This window comes from Pseudarthrobacter sp. KH_020_B (assembly GCF_057840185.1).
On sequence record NZ_CM174506.1, the window covers coordinates 2,913,198 to 2,928,594 of the forward strand.

The following is a 15,397-nucleotide window of genomic DNA, read 5'->3' on the forward strand; positions in this document are numbered from 1 at the left end:
ATGTCAGCCCAAGCGGCCGATTAGACGTCAGCGACCTTGCGGCCCTTGTACTCAAGGAACAGCGCAGTGCCAGCCGAGTCGGTGACGACCTTTGCCTGGTGCGGCAGGCTGTAGGTAACCTGGCCGTTTTCGACAGTCTTCACCAGGTGGGGGGCAGTTGCCTTCCACTGGGAGCGGCGGGCGCGGGTATTCGAGCGAGACATTTTCCGCTTCGGGACAGCCACGGCTAACTCATTTCTCTCTAGACAAACACGTACAAATCAGTTTTGCCGGTCAGGCTTAGCCAAGTCGGCTAGGGCAGCCCAGCGAGGATCTACGATCTCGTGGTGATGCCCCGGCTCGTCTTCCAGGCGGACTCCACATTCGGAGCAAAGGCCCTGGCAGTCTTCCCGGCACACCGGCTGGAACGGCAGCATGGTTACAACTGCGTCCCGCAACACCGGCTCAAGATCGATAACATCGCGCTCGACTCGATATTGCTCTTCTTCGTCTTCTTCGTCCGACAGCACAACGCCCTCGTAGAAGAAAAGTTCTTGCACATTGACCTCAAGGTCATACGCAAGGGGATCCAGGCATCTGCCGCATTCGCCTTTTACTTCGGCGGCTGCGGTTCCGGATACCAGAATTCCTTCGTGTACGGCCTCAAGCCTCAGGTCAAGCTCGATGTCCGAGCCTTCCTGAACGCCAATGAGTGCCACACCAAGATCACTTGGTGCGGGTACATGTTCCTTCAGTGTCCGCATGCTGCCCGGGCTGCGCCCGAGATCCTTGACGTCGAACGCCAAGGGCGAACTAGCATCTCGTTTAATGAGAACTCCTGTTGAACATATGACCGACGTACCATCTTAGCCTGAAGAACCGCAGGGACTCAAACCAGGCGACGGACGGCCGTCGAAGTACCGGACTAGCCTACCTGCTTGGCTGTTGTTAGGGCGCAGACTCGCCCGCGAGCAACCTTTTATGTACCGACCGGGGCACATAGTCGGACACGCTGCCGCCCAGGCCGGCCACCTCTTTGATCAGGGTGGATGACAAATGCAGGTAGTGCGCCTCGGCCGGCAGGAACACCGTTTCCACGCCGCTGAGCTGACGGTTCATCGTGGCCATCGGAAGTTCGTAGTCGAAGTCTGAGGATGAGCGGAGACCTTTGACGATCGCGGAGACCCCGCGCTGGCGGCAGTAATCGGCCAGGAGGCCATCTCCCACCGGTTCCACCACAATGCCTTTGAGGGACGCCAGTGTTTCGCGCGCCATATCCAGGCGGTCCCCCAGGCTGAACCTGTACTTCTTCGCATAATTGGTCGAAACCGCCACGATCACCTCATCGAAGAGGCCGGCGGCACGGGCGATGACCTCGAGATGGCCGTTGTGAATGGGGTCAAAGGATCCGGGGCAGACAGCGCGTCTCATGCACCGAACCTACCGCATGGGACGGCCGGGATACCATGACTGGATGCATCCACCACGGGACCTTTCCATGCCCACTGTGCCTGCCCCGTGGCAGCGCACCGCCTCAGGCGCCAATCTGCTGGGACCTGCCGGCCAACTGGGCGTCACCATCTTCGAAGAGATGACCACGCTGGCGGCGCAGACCGGCGCCATCAACCTCGGGCAGGGCTTTCCTGACGAGGACGGTCCGCTGGAAATCAAGGCGGCAGCGATGGCCGCCATCGAAGCGGGGGCCAACCAGTATGCGCCGGGCAAGGGCATCCTGGAACTGCGTGAAGCCGTGGCTGCCCACCAGGAGCGGTTCTACGGGCTGACCCCGGACCCGCACACCGAGGTCATCATCACCACCGGTGCCACAGAGGGGATCGCCGCAACGCTGCTGGCGCTCGTCGGCCCGGGCGACGAGGTGCTGACCTTCGAGCCGTTCTATGACTCGTACGGCGCCGTCATCGGCCTGTCCGGCGCCACCCACATCACGGCCCCGCTGCTTGCCCCCGACTTTTTCCCGGACATGGCGGCCCTGGAAGCGTCCTTCACCGACCGCACCAGGGTGGTGCTGTTGAACAACCCGCACAATCCCACCGGCGCCGTCTTCCCGCGTCATGTTCTGCAGCGCGTCGTTGAGCTTGCCGCAAAGCATGACTGCCTCATCATCACCGACGAGGTGTATGAGCACCTCACCTTCGGCGCCCGGCACATTCCTGTAGCTTCCCTGCCGGGTGCGGGTGAGCGGACCATCACCATCTCGTCCGCCGGAAAGACCTTCTCCTTCACCGGCTGGAAGATCGGCTGGCTGACCGGCCCGGAACACCTGGTGGCGGCTGTCCGCACGGTCAAGCAGTTCCTGACCTACAGCTCCGGTACACCGTTCCAGGCGGCCATTGCCACCGGCCTGGCACTGCCGGATGAGTTTTACCAGGGCATCTCGGCCACCCTCCAGAAGAAACGGGACATCCTCAGCGAAGGCCTGCGCGCCGCAGGATTCGACGTCTACACGCCGCAGGGCACCTATTTCGTCAACGTGGACACCGCGCCCCTTGGCATTGGCGACTCCGTGGACCTGGCCCGCAGGCTGCCCGGACTGGTGGGAGTGGCCGCCATCCCCGTCCCCGTCTTCTGCCACCCGGAGGGCGCGGAACGGACACGCAGCCTCCTCAGGTTCGCGTTCTGCAAGAAAGTGGAGGTCCTAGAGGAGGCCGCCGCCAGGCTGGCGACCCTCGGCGGAAAGCTCTGATGGCGGATCCCGTCGGCAAACGTTCCACCCGGTTCCTGCGGACCACCGGACAGCACGCCTCCATCGAGCCCGATGCGTTCACCGACGGCGGCTACGTCCTGAGCATCGGCGTGGCTGAACAGTCCCACGTTAATCTGGCGCACCCCGAGGAGATCTTCTACGAATACCTGCGGAGGATCGGCCACCTGGTGGATCTCGCCGCCCCCGAAGGCCAGCCAATCACCGCACTGCATCTTGGGGCCGGGGCCCTGACCCTGGCCCGCTATATCCAGGCGACGAGGCCCGGATCCGTCCAATACGCGGTGGAGCTGGAACGGGAACTCCTCGACTTTGTCCTGCAGCAACTCCCCCTGCCCGACGGAACCGACCTGCGTACGGTCATCGGCGATGCCCGCGACGCCCTGGCGGACCTGGACCCGGAACTTCAGTTCGACGTCGTGATCCTGGACATCTTTTCGGGACCGGAAGCACCGCGCCACATCGCCTGCCAGGAGTTCTACCAGGAGGCCCGAGCCCGACTGGCACCGGAAGGCTTGCTGATCGTCAACGTCGGCGATGAACCCGGCCTGACCCTGGTACGAAGCCAGGCCGCCGCCCTGCGCCGCGCCATGACCGACGTTGCAGCCTTCGCCGAGACCGGGATGTTCGCGGGCCGCTACCCCGGCAACATCATCCTCGCCGGAACGCAGACTCCCTGGCCCGAAGCCTGGACAACCGAACTGACGGCGCGCGGCCCCCACCCTGCGAAGGTTCTGGCCGGCGTGGACCTGGATCGCCTCGCCGGCTGAGCCCTAAGCCTGCTCCTGTTGTGGCGACTGCTCCTCAATAACAACGTCCGGCGCGATGGCGTCGGGCACAAAAGGCTCCGCGAACCAGAGCCGCGTTTCGCCGTACTTCTTCTCGGCAAACCGTTCCAGTCCTGCGGGCCAGAACGGCTCCGGTGAACGCGAGGACCGCTCCACCACCACCAAGGCCGCCGGAGCCAGATGATCGGCGAGTTTGCCCAGCACCGCCGACAGGGCAGGGTCATCCAGCGGATACGGCGGGTCCAGGAACACCAGGTCCCAGCGAGCCGTCTCCGCCGTGCGCTCCAGGAAGGACTCGACTTTGGACCGGTGGACGGTCACTGCTTTGCGGCCCAGCACGCCGTTGATCAGGTCCGCGTTGCGTTGGCACACGGAACTGGCTTTGGCGTCGAATTCCACGAGGTCAACGGCCTCAGCGCCCCTGCTGCCGCTCTCCACCCCCAACGATCCGGACCCTGCGTACAGGTCCAGGACCCGGGCACCGGCAATGATTCCGAAGGCGTCGAGCCGGGAGAACAGTGCTTCCTTGACGCGGTCGGTAGTGGGCCTGGTCAGGGAGCCGGGCACGCTGACCAAGGGGGTCCCGCCTGCGGCGCCCGCGATGATGCGGCTCATGGCCGCCTCCTATCCGCGCTCAAGGAACGCCTCCTTCTCGGGGTTCAAATACTCGTCAATGGCCTCCGCCAACCGCGGATGCCGCGCCAGGGCCGGATCCGAGCCCACAATTTCCTGGGCGTCCTGGCGCGCCTGGGCAATGATGTCCTCGTGCTCCAGCACGCGCAGCAGTTTCAGGGTGGAGCGGCCGCCTGACTGCGACGCGCCCAGGATGTCGCCCTCGCGGCGCAGCTTCAAGTCCTCCTGCGAAAGTTCGAAGCCGTCAGTGGTTGCCGCCACGGCGTCCAGCCGGCGCCGGCTCGGGTGCCCGCGTTCCAAATTGGTGACCAGCAGGCACGTACCGGGAAGCCCGCCACGGCCCACCCGGCCGCGCAGCTGGTGCAGCTGGGAAATGCCGAAACGGTCGGCGTCGAGGATCACCATCATCGTTGCGTTGTGGACGTCAACGCCGACTTCGATGACGGTGGTGGACACCAGGAGCTTGGTCCTGTTGGCCGTGAAGTCGGCCATAGCGGCGGACTTCACGGCGGTGTCGAGGCGGCCGTGCATTGGCCCCAGCGGTACACCGGCCAGGGCCGGCTCCTGCTGGAGATGTTCGACGACGGCGGTCACCGACGCGAGCTCCCGCGCAGCGCCGTCGCCGGCCAGGTCAGCCGCGGAGGGTTCCGCTTCCCCCGGACTGAAGTCGCCGTCGTCGTCCGTTCCGATCCTGGGGCACACCACGTACACCTGGTGCCCGGCGTCGATCTCCTCACGGGAGCGCGTCCAGATGCGGTCTGCCCAGCCGGGGTTCTCGGCGAGGCCCACCACATGGGTGGTAATTGGTGCCCGGCCGGCGGGGAGCTCGTCCAGGATTGAGGTTTCGAGGTCGCCGAAGACCGTCATGGCCACGGTACGTGGAATGGGCGTGGCGGTCATGACCAGCAGGTGCGGCGGTTTGTTGGCCTTTGACCTGAGGACGTCCCGCTGCTCCACGCCGAACCGGTGCTGTTCGTCCACCACGATCAGGCCAAGGTCGTAGAACACGACGTTGTCGCTGAGCAGCGCGTGTGTGCCGATCACAATCCCGGCGGCGCCGGAAGCGGTGTCAAGCATGGCCCGTTTGCGGGCGGCGGTGGGCATGGAGCCGGTGAGGAGAGTGACCTGGACGGCCCCTTCGGCGAGGCTGCCCAGCAGCCCGTCAGTGGAAAGCATAGGGTCGCGGGACAGGGAACCCAGGGTCCGCCGGATGGATTCGAAGTGCTGGGCGGCGAGGACCTCCGTTGGCGCCAGGAGCGCAGCCTGCCCGCCGGCATCCACCACCTGCAGCATGGCCCGCAGCGCGACGATGGTCTTGCCCGAGCCGACCTCGCCCTGCAGCAGCCGGTTCATGGGGCTGCCCTGGGCCAGTTCCGTGGCGAGCGTTTTTCCGACGGCGGCCTGGCCGGCGGTGAGCGTGAAGGGCAGTTGCCTGTCGAACGCCGCCAGCAGCCCGTTGGTGGCCGGGCGGCGCGCCGTGGCTTCCTCGGCCGCAAGCTGGGCACGGCGCCGTGCCAACGCCGCCTGCAGGACCAGGGCCTCCTGGTAGCGCAAGCGCTCCTGGGCCTTTTTCCAGTCAGCCGGCGATTCCGGCATGTGGATGAGCCGGTAGGCCTCAGCCACCGGCAGGAAGTTCTCCCGCGCGGTGACACTCTCCGGCAGCGGATCCGGCAAGGCGTCCAGATCGACGGTTTCCAGGAGCGTGGAGATGACTTTCTGAATCGACCAGCTGGTGAGCTTTGCGGTGGCCGGATACACCGGGATGGGCATGGCGGCGAGCTTTTCGGGGTCCACGGCCGGCATGTCCGGGTCCTCGTCCAGGAGGTGGAAGTCCGGGTTGGTCAGCCCGAGCGACGAGCCGTACCGGGTCACCTTGCCGGAGAACATCACGCGCCGGCCCGGCAGGAGTTGGGCTTGGGCCCGGTAGCCACTGAAGAAGGTGATCTTGAGGGTGCCGTGCCCGCTGCCAGGGCCCACGGCGGCGAGGCGGGGACGGCCATGGGAGGCGGCGTCGTCAGTGATCACGACGTCGGTGATGGAACCTCGGCGGGTATGCATCTTGCGGGTGGTGTTGGAGAGCACCCGCGCGATGAGGGTGACCTCCTCGTCGAAAGGGAGCTCGCTGATGGGTGTCAGTTCGCCGCGGTTCAGGTAGCGGCGGGGGAAGTAGTTCAGCAGGCCGCCGACTGTGGCGATGCCCAGGTGCTTCTCAATGGCCGAGGCTGACCGTTTTCCGATCAGGCGTTCCAGGCCCAGGTCCAGTTCAGCGCTCATGCCCACTGGAGTTCACCGGAGCTGGTTCGGGTTCGCGGGCCAACGCAAGTTCGCTGACCGAAACGTCGCTGGGTTCGCCAAGGGAACGGATCAGGGCAACCGCGGGCGCGGCGTCGGGGACATGGACGTGGACGCGCCACCGGTAACCGCCCTCGGCGTCCGCCATGCTGTCCACCTGGCTCATGATGACGGACTCGCCGATCTCGTCGAGCCGCTGGCGCAGTGTGGCCGCGCTGAGCGGCGAAAGGCTGATGGTGCACATAACCTCAACGCCGTCGTCATCCGGCATATCAGTGTGGATGTGTGGGTCCTGGACGTCATAGCCGTGCAGCCCGTCGAGGAGTTCGCGCTGCAGTTCCTCGCCCATAACGGCGGAGCGGAGGCAGTCGAGGATGAGCAGCATGCCAACGCCCCCGGCATCGACCACATGCGCGGCCTCGAGGGCGGCCAGCTGGCTCTCGGTCCTGACCACTGCCTTCAGCGCGCCGTTAACCGCAGCGTCGAGGGCTTTGCCCAGGGCCTGGTTGCTGTCGTCGCCGTTATGGCCGGCGTCCACTGCCGCGGCGGCCCGAGCGGCAGCTTCCATAACCGATAGCATGGTGCCAGGAACGGGATCGCTCAACGCGGACCACGCCCGGATCTGGGCGCGGTTAAGCGCGGCGGCCAAGAGAGTTGATGTCAGGCGCGTATGACCGGCCAGGGGTTCAGCCGCGGCGCAGAGGAAGACTGCGAAGAGGGTTCCGGAGTTACCGCGGGCCTGCTCCATCGCGGCCCTGCCGGCACGAGCCAAGACAGCTCCGACGTCCGCCTGGCCGGAGTCACCAGGGACTGCCGCCCAATGGCCCGCCGGGTAGCTGCGCAGGGCACGGGCAGCCGCCCGAACGGTGAGGTAGAGGTTCGTGCCGGTGTCACCGTCCGCCACGGGGAAGATGTTGATGGCATTGAGGCGGTCGCTGTGGTTGGCTATGGCGGTTTCAGCCTTGTCCAACCACCGCTTCATCGCTTGCGCGTTGGCGGCAACCTTAGTCTGCAAAGTGATCCCATCCCCCGGTGCCAACGGCGTGGCCCGCAATTGTGACGCCCGGAGGTGTGGAGCTTCCCGGGGCTTGTACTGAGCCTATCGCAGTGAATCCGGCTGGCAGCTGAACGCCGGCAGGGAATGTGGCCAGCAGCCCGTGGTCCTCTCCCCCGCCCAGCACCCAGGCCATGGGGTCAGCTCTGAGAAGGTCCGACGCCGGACGCAGGGCTTCCGCGAGAGGCTTCAATGCTGCGGGGTCAAGGTCAATGACGACGCCGCTGGCGGCGGCGAGGCGACCGCCGTCGCGCACTACGCCGTCCGAAATATCCAGCATGGCCGTGGCACCGGCTGACCTGGCCAGCGGCCCCGCGGAAAGGGGCGGCCGTGGCCTGCATTGGAGTTCCACAAGCGCCCGCTGCGAGGGCGCCAGGGACTGCACGGGGGCCGCCGATTCCAGGAGCGCAAGCCCGGCTGCGGCCCGGCCCACCGTCCCGGCCAGGGCCACGACGTCGCCGGCGCGGGCCCCTGACCGCAGGACCGCCTTGCCGCCAGCCAGTGAGCCCACCACGGCGACCGTCACGGAGATTTCCCTGCCGCGGCCCAAATCGCCCCCCGCCACCGAGCATTCGGTGGCACCGAGTTCCCTGATTCCCGCAGTCAGGCCATCGGCCAGGTCCGCCACCCAGCTGACAGGAGTTTCGGGCGGCAACGTCAGGCTCACCACCAGCGACGTTGCCACGCCGCCCATGGCGTTGATATCGCTGAGGTTCTGGGCCGCCGCCTTCCAGCCGACGTCGAAGCCCGTAGTGCGGTACCCGTTGGGCCACTGCAGCCGGAAGTCCTGGTCCTGCACCTGGGTATCGATGCTGATCACTGTCCTGCCATCCGGAGCGGCGATAATGGCGGCATCGTCTCCCGGGCCCAGCAGCGTTGCCGAACCGTGCGTTCCGGCCATTTCCAGCCGCGGAAAGATCCGGGCCAGCAGTTCGGCTTCGGACAGCGCGGCGACAGTCAGCGTTTCTTTAGTCAACGGAATTTCAGGCACGCCCCTACGCTACAGCGCGGCACCGACATCGCAGATCCGCCCGTTGCTGGTCAGGTGCTCGCAACGGGCGTACGGGCGTTCCCGCGTCCCGCTCCACACCGCGGCGACGCTAGGCTGGATAGATGCGCAATCCCCGTTTTCCCTTGCCTGTCCGCGTGTCCGGAATCCTGCTGACTGCGGCCCTCACCGGAGCCGTTCTGTCCGCCTGCGCCCCGACCGTGGATGTCACCGCCGCCGGCGATGCGGCGAACCCGGCCTGCGCTCCGATGATGGTTGCCCTTCCGGACGCCATCGGCGATGCTACGCTGCGGAAAACCAACAGCCAGGCAACCGCGGCCTGGGGAGATCCGTCGCAGGTGATCCTGCGCTGCGGCGTCAACGTTCCAGGCCCGACGACGGACCGGTGCGTGAGTGTCAACGGCATCGACTGGGTCATCAAGGAAGGCGATCCGGTGTGGACCCTGACCACCTTCGGCCGCGAACCCGCCACGGAAATCCTGATGGATCCGGAGAAGATCAGCTCCGCGACGGTCCTGGCTGACCTTTCCGCCTCCGCCGGAAAAATCCCGGCTACCCGGAACTGCGTGGGTCAGGAAGAACTGCAGAACCTGCCGTCCAGCCAGTAGGGTCCCGGAGGTGGGCCCACGCCGGCAGGGTTCCCTGGCCGAAGCGGAGCGAGGTTAGGGTGCCGGTGGGGACCCGTCAGCGCAGGCCGGTCTTCCGGTTCAACGCCAGATGGATCAGCTCATCAATCAGGTCCGCATAGTCCAAGCCTGATGCTGCCCACATCTGCGGGTACATGCTCTTGGGCGTAAACCCGGGCATGGTGTTGATCTCGTTGATGATCAGTTCGCCGTCGGGCGTATAGAAGAAGTCCACGCGGCTCAGGCCTTCGGCACCCACAGCGTCAAAGGCAGCCGCCGCGAGTTCCCGGACCCGCACGATTGCTTCCTCGGGAATGTCGGCGGGGCAGCTCAGCGCGGCGGCGTCGTCCTCAACGTACTTCGCGTTGAAATCGTAGAATTCGTGCGTTCCGGCGGCGACGGAAATTTCGCCCGGCATGGACGTCCGGGGGGAATCGGTCCCGCGTCCTTCCAGGACGGCGCACTCAATCTCACGCCCCACGATGCCGGCCTCGATGACCAGCTTAAGGTCGTGGCGCCGGGCTTCCTCGACGGCGGCATCGAGTTCCTCGAGCGAGTCCACCTTGGAGATCCCCATGGACGAACCCGCCCGCGCCGGCTTAACGAACACGGGAAAGCCGAGCTGGTCCACCCGTTTGCGGACAGCCTCCGCGTCCTTGACCCACTGGCGGTCCGTGACGGCGATGTAGGGCCCCACGTGCAGCCCGGCGGCTTCGAAAACAACCTTCATGTAGTGCTTGTCCATGCCCACAGCCGATGCGAGCACGCCGGCGCCGACGTAGCGGGTGTCGGACAGTTCCAGGAGCCCTTGGATGGTGCCGTCCTCGCCAAAGGGGCCATGGAGAAGGGGGAACACAACGTCCACCGTGCCGAGTTCCTGCGGGACCTGGTTCGGCGAGGCGACGATCAGCTGGTGCTCGCCGCCGATCTCAGCCAGTGTCACCGTTTCCGACGACGGCGGGACCTCCGGCAGCGACGACGCGGACAGCGACCATTGGGCCGTATCCCCCGCGGCCAGCACCCACTGCCCCGACTTGGCGATGCCGATGGGGATGACATCGTACTTGTCTTTGTTGATCGCGCCCAGGACACCGGCAGCTGTCACACAGCTCACGGCATGTTCGCTGGACCGGCCACCAAAAAGGACCGCGACGCGGGGTTTGGCCCGGGGGGCGGAGTCCGCTGCGGTCAGGTTATGGTCGGACATCGTCAGTAATCGCCTTCGGGTTTCAGGTCCCGGGCCAGCAGCAGCGGCCCCAGTTGGTCAACGGACAGTTTGCCGGCCAGGACGGCTACGACGGCGGCAGTAATGGGCATGTCGACGCCCAGTTTCCCCGCAAGTTCATGCACAGCCTGGCCGGATTTGATGCCTTCGGCTGTTTGGGTCATTTGCTGGGCCAGCTGTTCGAGGGTGAGTCCCTGGCCGAGCATCCGGCCGGCCGTATGGTTTCGCGACAGCGGCGAGGAACACGTTGCCACCAGGTCCCCCAGGCCGGCCAGCCCTGCCATGGTCCGGGCCTCGCCACCGAGGGCAAGCGCGAGCCTGGACGTTTCGGCCAGGCCCCGGGTGATCACGGAGGCCTTGGTGTTGTCGCCCATCTGTTTGCCTTCACAGATGCCCACGGCCAGCGCGATGACGTTCTTGACGATGCCGCCGATTTCCACGCCGACGACGTCCGCCGTGGTGTAGGGACGGAAGTACGGTGCGGTGCAGCTCCTGGCGATCCAGCCTGCGGCCGCCGCGTCGGTACAGGCCACCACGGAGGCTGTGGGTTCCTCGCGGGCGATCTCCATGGCCAGATTGGGGCCCGATACCACCGCGATGCGGTCCGCGGGAATCCCCAGTTCGTCGCTGATGACCTCACTCATGCGGGCGTCCGTACCCAGCTCCAGGCCCTTCATCAGGGACACCACCACTGCGTCAGCAGCGATCAGCGGCTTCCATTCACGGAGTTGGAGGCGCAGTGACTGGGCAGGAACAGCGAGGACCACCAGGTCCGCGCCCGCCAGCACGTCACGGACATCCGTGGACGCTGTGATGCTGGGCGGCAGTTCGGTGTCCTTCAGGTACTGGACGTTGCGGTGGGAGCCGTTGATCTGCTCCACGACTTCGCTGCGGCGGCCCCAGATCCGGATGCTCCGTTGTTCCCCCGCTGCTCCAGCCGCATCGGCGAGGATCTTGGCGAACGTGGTTCCCCAGGAACCTGCGCCCAGGACGGCGACAGACCGGGCGGAACGCTGACGGCTTTCGTCGGCCATCAGGTGGCATCCGCAGCGTCGTCAGGATTGCCCCGCTCAACGAAGCGGCCGTGCGCGGCTTGATTGTGCTTGGAAGGGTCCCACCGTTCTGCGGGAGGCTCCTCCCCGCGGATGCCGGCGAGCAAACCGGTCACGGCGTCCATGATCGTCGCCGTAGCGGCGGTCAGCGTTGCTTTATCCAGTGGCCGGTCCGCGTACTGGCTGAGGTCCACGGGCTTGCCCACCATCACCCTGGAGGTCTTGCGCGGGAAAAGGTGGAACCGCTTCGCATAGCGCGGGAACACCTCATGTGCGCCCCAGTGCGCGATCGGAACCACGGGAATGCCGCCTTCCAAGGCAAGACGGGCAGCGCCGGTGTGGCCCTTCATCGGCCACAGCGCGGGATCGCGGGTGAGCGTACCTTCGGGGTAGATGATAATGGCCCCGCCGTCCGCCACTATCTCCTGGGCAAGCTGCAGCGAGCGGTTCGCTCCCGCCGTCGAGCGTTCCACCGGGATCTGCCGGGTGGCCCGCAGGACCCCGCCCAGGACCGGGACCTTGAACAGTCCGGCCTTGGCGAGGAAGTGCGGGGCGCGCTTCTGGTTGTAGAGCAGGTGGCCCACGATCAGGGGATCGATTTCCGTGCAATGGTTGGGCGCGGCAATAAATCCGCCGGCGGGGAGGTTCTCGAGGCCTTCCCACTTCTTGTTCATCATTGCGTTCAGCACCGTGCGCACGATGGCTGCGACCACAACGAATGTGGCCTGGCTCTTGGCCGTTTCCTTCACGTACCCACCGCTACTTTGTCGAGGTGATGTCGAAATCGGCGCCGAGGCCGGCCAGCTTTTCGGTGAAACGTTCGTAGCCGCGGTTGATGATGTCGATCCCCGTCACGCGGGACGTTCCGGAAGCGGCCAGGGCAGCGATCAGGTGGCTGAAGCCGCCACGCAGGTCCGGTACGTCGATGTCGGCGCCCTTGAGCTGGGTGGGGCCGGAGATGACGGCGGAATGGAGGAAGTTGCGCTGGCCGAAGCGGCACGGCACACTCCCCAGGCACTCGCGGTGCACCTGGATGCTGGCGCCCATCCGGATCAGCGCATCGGTGAAGCCGAACCTGTTTTCATACACGGTCTCGTGGACGATCGAGACGCCTTCGGCCTGCGTCAGTGCCACCACGAGCGGCTGCTGCCAGTCGGTCATGAAGCCGGGGTGCACATCCGTTTCCAGGACCAGCGGGTTGAGCTTGCCGCCCCGGTGGTAGAAGCGGATGCCGTCCTCGCCGATGTCCATGCCTCCGCCTACCTTCCGGTAGGTGTTCAGGAACGTCATCATGTCCCGCTGCGAGGCGCCTTCGACGAAGATGTCACCGCGGGTCACCAGGGCTGCCGAAGCCCACGACGCCGATTCGTTGCGGTCCGAGAGGGCCCGGTGGTTGTAACCGCCCAGGTCCCGGACGCCTTCAATGCGGATGGTCCGGTCGGTCTGGACGCTGATGATGGCGCCCATCTTCTGCAGCACGGCAATGAGGTCGATGATCTCAGGCTCGGTGGCGGCGCCGGAAAGTTCGGTGATCCCTTCGGCCCGGGTTGCACTGAGCAGCACCTGCTCCGTAGCGCCGACCGAGGGGAAGGGCAGGGAGATTTTGGCCCCATGCAGCCCCCGCGGAGCCGAGATGTGGATGCCGCCCGGGCGTTTTTCCACCACGGCGCCGAACTTGCGGAGCACGTTCAGGTGGTAGTCGATGGGCCGGTCACCGATCTTGCAGCCGCCAAGGTCCGGAATGAAGGCCTCACCGATCGCATGGATCAGGGGTCCGCAGAGCAGGATGGGGATCCGCGAATCACCGGCGTGGGCATCGATCGCCGTGCTCGGGGCGGTTTTGGCCGCCTTCGGATCCAGGGTGAGGTCACCGCTGACGGGATCCTTGACCACCGTCACTCCGTGCAGCTGCAGGAGCGAGGTGACAACCTCGACGTCCTTGATCTCCGGAACGTTCCGCAACACCGACGGCTCGTTGCCCAGTAATGCTGCCACCATGGCCTTGGGAACAAGGTTTTTGGCCCCCCGGACGCTGACGCGGCCTGTAAGCGGGACTCCGCCGCGGATTGTCAGAACACTACTCATATACCGGTTTCCTTACGATTACTCGCCCCAAAATCCTTGCAAAGGCTCCAGCTAAGCATAGGAGGTCGCGTTACCGAACCGAAATGACGAGTCCCACCAGTTTTGCACCCGCTGCGGACTGACGCATCCGTTCCACTGGGCGCAGGGTTCCTTTGCGGGTGCATATTCGGTGTGGCGCATCGGTCACCTCGGTCCGGTTATCAACATACGACGACGGCGGGCTGGCGCAGCCGGGCGCTGCGGGCCACCGTGGACCCATGACTGCAGCCACGACGTCCCCGGCCTGGATCACGCCGCACAGCGACCCCGATGATGACCACGGCGGCCGGACCGTGGCCAGGCAGGCCAAACGCAAGGAACTGGTCCGGATCCGGCGCGGCCTCTACTTGCCTTCGGACGGCTGGAACTCGTTGAAGGAGTGGGAACAATTCGCAGTCCGGATCCACGCGGTACAGGCAACGGCCAAAATCGCACCAGTGTTCTGCGGGCAGTCCGGCGCCACGATCCTCGGTCTTCCGCTGATCGACACTCCTCATGAAGTGGAAACCCTGGTACGTCGGACCAGCGGCGGCGGACGGTCCAAGAACGGAGTACGGCGGCGGTTCGGCGACCCCGGCTCCGCAAGTATCGTGACCATCGACGGCCTGCAGGTCACGCCGGTTCAGGAAACCCTGCGCGAATTGGCCGCGAGGTTGCCCCTCACGCACGCTCTGCCCGCGTTCGATGCCGCCCTGGAACGGGCCGGACATGCCGCCTATCTCAGCCATGGCATCGCGTCCCCGGATGAACTCCGGGGACGGGTACTCGCGTGTCTGGATGAACTCAGCGCCACCAAGCAGGCCAGGGTCCGGTGCGTCCTGGCCGCAGCTAACGCCCTTTCGGGTTCCCCAGGCGAGTCCCTGAGCCGCGCCGTAATGATCCAGGCCGGCTTTCCGATGCCGGAAATGCAGGCCAGGTTCACGGACCGGCGGGGACTGATCGGCTACACCGACTACTACTGGCCAGAGCACGGACTGGTCGGGGAATTCGATGGCTGGGCCAAGTACAGCCGTGGCACGTACCTGCAGGGGAGGCTGCCGGAGGACGTGCTCAGGGCAGAGAAGATCAGGGAAGACAGGCTCCGGGCCACCGGGCTGCGGGTGGTCCGTTGGATGTGGCCGGAAGCCCGGAATCCCGCTGCCTTGTCCACGAAGCTCCGCGAAGCCGGGCTCCGCGCGCAGCCTAGAAACAAAAAGTGCACCCAGTGAGGAACGATGCACCCCGTCAAACGGGTGCGATGTTCCCTACCGGGTGCAATTCTGTTCGACGCAGGGCTTCGGCTCAGGAAAGGCGGGCCGGAAGCGTTGTGGGTTTGAAGGCGGGACGGGTGGCCTCGTACGCGGTGATGTCCTCTTCGTGCTGGAGTGTCAGGCCAATATCGTCCAGGCCCTCCAGGAGGCGCCAGCGTGTGTAGTCGTCGATCTCAAACGGCGCCACGATTGTGCCGCAGATAACAGTCTTGGAGACGAGGTCCACGGTGACTTCGGTGCCCGGGGCGTTTTCGAGCTCTTTCCAGATCAGCTCGATGTCGTCCTGGGCGAGCTCGGCGGCCAGCAACCCCTGCTTGCCGGAGTTGCCGCGGAAAATATCGGCGAACCGGGACGATAGGACGGTCTTGAAGCCGTAGTCCTTCAGGGCCCAGACGGCGTGCTCACGGGACGAACCGGTGCCGAAATCCGGGCCCGCCACCAGGACGGAGCCGGCGTTGAACGGCGCCTGGTTCAGGATGAAGGCCGGGTCCTTGCGCCAGGCAGAGAACAGCGCGTCCTCGAACCCGGTACGGGTGATCCGCTTGAGGTAGACCGCGGGGATGATCTGGTCCGTGTCGACGTTACTCTGGCGCAGCGGGACGCCGACGCCGGTGTGGGTGGTGAACTTTTCCATGGCGGGCTC

16 protein-coding genes are annotated in these 15,397 nt (G+C 65.8%); 4 read left to right on the plus strand and 12 right to left on the minus strand.

The window, feature by feature from the left end:
* Positions 1-20 precede the first annotated feature (20 nt).
* The 3 genes from rpmF to coaD all read right to left on the minus strand — a co-directional run bounded on the left by rpmF (position 21) and on the right by coaD (position 1,410).
* Positions 21-224 (minus strand): 50S ribosomal protein L32, encoded by a 204-nt coding sequence (gene rpmF / locus AC3IT0_RS13415; RefSeq protein ID WP_009356569.1) that lies wholly within the window; start codon positions 222-224, stop codon positions 21-23.
* Between the two features lie 36 nt (positions 225-260).
* The gene (locus AC3IT0_RS13420; protein WP_489320267.1) at positions 261-785 is read right to left on the minus strand and encodes a YceD family protein; all 525 of its coding nucleotides are present in this window, start codon (positions 783-785) and stop codon (positions 261-263) included.
* Between the two features lie 142 nt (positions 786-927).
* Positions 928-1,410, minus strand: coding sequence for a pantetheine-phosphate adenylyltransferase (gene coaD, locus AC3IT0_RS13425; protein WP_489320268.1), 483 nt, complete (start codon positions 1,408-1,410; stop codon positions 928-930).
* Between the two features lie 43 nt (positions 1,411-1,453).
* On the opposite strand from coaD, the gene AC3IT0_RS13430 reads away from it, so the two are divergent.
* Positions 1,454-2,683, plus strand: a complete 1,230-nt coding sequence (locus AC3IT0_RS13430; protein WP_489320269.1) for an aminotransferase class I/II-fold pyridoxal phosphate-dependent enzyme — start codon at positions 1,454-1,456, stop codon at positions 2,681-2,683.
* Entirely contained in the window at positions 2,683-3,471 is a 789-nt protein-coding gene (locus tag AC3IT0_RS13435; RefSeq protein ID WP_489320270.1) for a spermidine synthase, read from the plus strand. Before AC3IT0_RS13430 ends, AC3IT0_RS13435 begins: the two co-directional genes overlap by 1 nt.
* Positions 3,472-3,474: 3 nt before the next feature.
* Here the strand turns inward: AC3IT0_RS13435 and rsmD are convergent, their stop codons facing one another.
* Genes rsmD through thiL form a run of 4 tightly spaced genes read right to left on the minus strand, consistent with a single transcriptional unit; the run spans position 3,475 to position 8,369 of the window.
* Complete coding sequence (rsmD, locus tag AC3IT0_RS13440) at positions 3,475-4,104, minus strand: 16S rRNA (guanine(966)-N(2))-methyltransferase RsmD (RefSeq protein ID WP_489320271.1); 630 nt, start codon at positions 4,102-4,104, stop codon at positions 3,475-3,477.
* 9 nt (positions 4,105-4,113) lie between these two features.
* Complete coding sequence (locus AC3IT0_RS13445) at positions 4,114-6,396, minus strand: ATP-dependent DNA helicase RecG (RefSeq protein WP_489320272.1); 2,283 nt, start codon at positions 6,394-6,396, stop codon at positions 4,114-4,116.
* Entirely contained in the window at positions 6,386-7,396 is a 1,011-nt protein-coding gene (locus AC3IT0_RS13450) for a DAK2 domain-containing protein (protein ID WP_489320273.1), read from the minus strand. Before AC3IT0_RS13450 ends, AC3IT0_RS13445 begins: the two co-directional genes overlap by 11 nt.
* A 22-nt stretch (positions 7,397-7,418) precedes the next feature.
* The gene (gene thiL / locus AC3IT0_RS13455) at positions 7,419-8,369 is read right to left on the minus strand and encodes a thiamine-phosphate kinase (RefSeq protein ID WP_489323797.1); all 951 of its coding nucleotides are present in this window, start codon (positions 8,367-8,369) and stop codon (positions 7,419-7,421) included.
* Positions 8,370-8,581: 212 nt separating this feature from the next.
* Here thiL and AC3IT0_RS13460 point away from each other — a divergent pair, with 212 nt between their 5' ends.
* Positions 8,582-9,085, plus strand: a complete 504-nt coding sequence (locus AC3IT0_RS13460; protein ID WP_489320274.1) for a DUF3515 domain-containing protein — start codon at positions 8,582-8,584, stop codon at positions 9,083-9,085.
* 76 nt (positions 9,086-9,161) lie between these two features.
* Here AC3IT0_RS13460 and AC3IT0_RS13465 read toward each other — a convergent pair whose 3' ends face one another.
* The 4 genes from AC3IT0_RS13465 to murA are packed head-to-tail and all read right to left on the minus strand — an operon-like array spanning position 9,162 to position 13,465.
* Positions 9,162-10,310 (minus strand): D-alanine--D-alanine ligase family protein, encoded by a 1,149-nt coding sequence (locus AC3IT0_RS13465; protein WP_489320275.1) that lies wholly within the window; start codon positions 10,308-10,310, stop codon positions 9,162-9,164.
* Between the two features lie 2 nt (positions 10,311-10,312).
* A complete protein-coding gene (locus tag AC3IT0_RS13470) occupies positions 10,313-11,362 on the minus strand; it encodes an NAD(P)H-dependent glycerol-3-phosphate dehydrogenase (protein WP_489320276.1) in 1,050 nt (349 codons plus the stop codon).
* Positions 11,362-12,129 carry a lysophospholipid acyltransferase family protein gene (locus AC3IT0_RS13475; RefSeq protein WP_489320277.1) on the minus strand — a complete coding sequence of 256 codons (768 nt, stop codon included), beginning with the start codon at positions 12,127-12,129 and terminating at the stop codon, positions 11,362-11,364. The genes AC3IT0_RS13470 and AC3IT0_RS13475 overlap by 1 nt, the downstream gene beginning before the upstream one ends.
* A gap of 10 nt (positions 12,130-12,139) precedes the next feature.
* A complete protein-coding gene (gene murA / locus AC3IT0_RS13480; RefSeq protein ID WP_489320278.1) occupies positions 12,140-13,465 on the minus strand; it encodes a UDP-N-acetylglucosamine 1-carboxyvinyltransferase in 1,326 nt (441 codons plus the stop codon).
* 257 nt (positions 13,466-13,722) lie between these two features.
* Here murA and AC3IT0_RS13485 point away from each other — a divergent pair, with 257 nt between their 5' ends.
* Positions 13,723-14,712: a hypothetical protein gene (locus AC3IT0_RS13485; protein ID WP_489320279.1), complete on the plus strand. Its 990-nt coding sequence runs from the start codon at positions 13,723-13,725 to the stop codon at positions 14,710-14,712.
* Positions 14,713-14,785: 73 nt separating this feature from the next.
* On the opposite strand, the gene leuD is transcribed toward AC3IT0_RS13485, so the two are convergent.
* Complete coding sequence (leuD, locus tag AC3IT0_RS13490) at positions 14,786-15,388, minus strand: 3-isopropylmalate dehydratase small subunit (RefSeq protein WP_489320280.1); 603 nt, start codon at positions 15,386-15,388, stop codon at positions 14,786-14,788.
* Positions 15,389-15,397 lie beyond the last annotated feature (9 nt).